The organism is bacterium, assembly GCA_040753085.1.
In the GTDB taxonomy this organism is placed as follows: domain Bacteria; phylum UBA9089; class JASEGY01; order JASEGY01; family JASEGY01; genus JASEGY01.
This window is the reverse complement of the sequence record JBFMHI010000239.1, coordinates 1-2194: the sequence shown is the minus strand read 5'-3', so window position 1 is coordinate 2194 and position 2194 is coordinate 1. Positions and strand designations below refer to the sequence as shown.

Below are 2194 nucleotides of genomic sequence, written 5' to 3'. Positions count from 1 at the left end.
GAGATTAATATCCCCATTTCTACTGAGATTAGCACCCTGATTTATCAGGGTGATGCGAATAAGACAACATATAGAATCCTAACCGCTTTAGCGGTTTCCAAGGCTCAGCCTAACCGTACAGGTCGAAAAGTTGGAAAATTTTTGGGGAATCGGACAATTAAAGAGGTCGAAAGAGGTCGGAAAGAGGCCGAGCGGCTAAAATTGGCCTAAATTCTAAGTAGGGGCGAAATTCTAAGTAGGGGCGAATAATCATTCGCCCCTACATCGCTCCCGGTGTCCCCCAAGATGGTCACGCCAGATTGGGCCATCAAGTGGAAAAGAAAGGCCTTATTCCCTTACCATCATCTTCTTTTCTGAAAGCGGCGCTCTCCCTTATTAAGATCGTCAAGTCCCTTGAGAAACTGAAGACTTTCCCTGAGGATACGAGAGTTAGCCTATGGAGCAGTCAATGGTCTTTTGTGAAATAAAATTGACAAGGTTTATTTGATGTGCTATTATTCCTCTGGGGTTTGCCTTGTTGTGATGAATTTCGTCGTCCCTTTGGCTTCGAGGGTTGATGAAATAAATGTCGTTGTAAGGCTATGTGCCTTGTGAGATGGTTGAAATGAGGTAACCGTTCACCTCACCACGGAGACACAGAGACACCGAGAAAAATCTAAAGGACAAGTCTCTTAATGAGGTCTTTGTCGTTCAAAATTTAGACCACGCAAATAGAGTTTATGACAAAGGCATTCTTCGTAGGCTGACTCTAATAAGCCAGGGCCTAAATGCCTATAAACTTCATATTGCTGACCCGATTATTTGCTCTGTAAGTGCTTTTTCTAAAATCATTCTCCGTGTCTCAGTGTCTCTGTGGTGAACGATTACTGCAGGGAGAAACAAAATTGAAAGTCTTACGAAAAATTGAAGAGCTGGGAAAACAGATCGTAATGAGTATGGGGGCCTTTGACGGCCTTCACCTGGGACATCAAAGTATTATAAAAAGAGTAGTCGAGTCAGCCCGCCAAATAAAAGGGCTTAGCCTTATTATGACCTTTGATCCTCACCCCCTTCAAATAGTAAAGCCTGAAGCCTGCCCGCCTCTTTTGACGAGTACCACTGAGAAAGAGAGACTTCTTTCATCTTTAGGGGTGGATGTCTTTCTTATTATGAACTTTGACTCTACCCTGGCTCAGCTTGAGCCTAAGGAATTTTTTCAAGATATTATTCTTAAAAAGTTGAAGTTGGCAGGAATTTGCGTGGGACATAATCATGCCTTTGGATTTAAACGAAGAGGTGATATTGAACTTCTAAGGGAGATAGGGGAAAAAAACGGATTTTGGGTCGAGGTAATTGAGCCTATGAAGATTAACGGAGTGGCGGTTAGCAGCACTCTTATCCGAACCCTTATTTCGGAAGGGAAAACAGAGGAAGCCTCCGCTTATCTCGGACATTGGCCGTCTGTGGAGGGCCAGGTTGTTCCAGGTCTTGGGCGGGGAAAAATGGAGCTGGGTTATCCTACCGCTAATCTGCTTACCGATGAGAGAATCCTATTGCCGAGTGATGGAGTTTATGCCGTCAAAGTGGAAATTGAAAGGATAACATATTCAGGGATGGCCTATTTAGGTAATCGTCCTACCTTTCAAGAAAAAGAATACAGCCTGGAAGTCTACCTTTTCGATTTCGAGGGAGATCTATATGGTCAATCTCTTCGGGTACGCTTTGGCCCCCGCCTCAGGTCGGATATGACCTTCCGTGATTCCACCCAACTTAAAAGGCAGCTCGAACGTGATGAAGAAATAGCCAGGAACCTACTATTGGCCTGAAAGCCATCAATCTTTTCGACCTGGGCGGTTAGATCTCTACTGCGAATGAGAAAACCACTCCTATTCTCTGGGCAACAACAGGGCAACCACAGGGGGTTGCCCCTACTATTCATCCCTCAGTACCCAAAGATGGCAAGTCGCTGCACTCTATAGTCCTATCACTGCTTATAATTCTTAACCGCACAGGTCGAAAATTTTTGAAAAATTCCCTTTTTTTATCCGATAATAACTTATAAAAGAGATAAAACTACAAGATTATAATAGCTGGCCCGGAAATATGGATTATCAAGGGATATGAATGTTCAGGAACATCAGTATTACCTGAAATTAGCCGGAAGGGTCCAGAAGGGATTAAAGACACCCTTAGAGAGTTCTGCTTCCTATAAAAA

The 2194-nt window shown here is 43.6% G+C and carries 2 protein-coding genes and 1 pseudogene; 2 read left to right on the top strand and 1 reads right to left on the bottom strand.

Annotated features, from left to right (window positions below):
* On the top strand, positions 1 to 210 hold a 210-nt coding region (locus AB1797_13995; protein ID MEW5768698.1), incomplete at its 5' end, for a hypothetical protein.
* A 470-nt stretch (positions 211 to 680) separates the two neighbouring features.
* On the opposite strand, the pseudogene AB1797_13990 reads toward AB1797_13995, so the two are convergent.
* Positions 681 to 791: pseudogene (locus AB1797_13990) on the bottom strand (GxxExxY protein).
* 93 nt (positions 792 to 884) lie between these two features.
* On the opposite strand from AB1797_13990, the gene AB1797_13985 reads away from it, so the two are divergent.
* Positions 885 to 1805, top strand: a complete 921-nt coding sequence (locus tag AB1797_13985) for a bifunctional riboflavin kinase/FAD synthetase (GenBank protein MEW5768697.1) — start codon at positions 885 to 887, stop codon at positions 1803 to 1805.
* Positions 1806 to 2194: the final 389 nt, after the last annotated feature.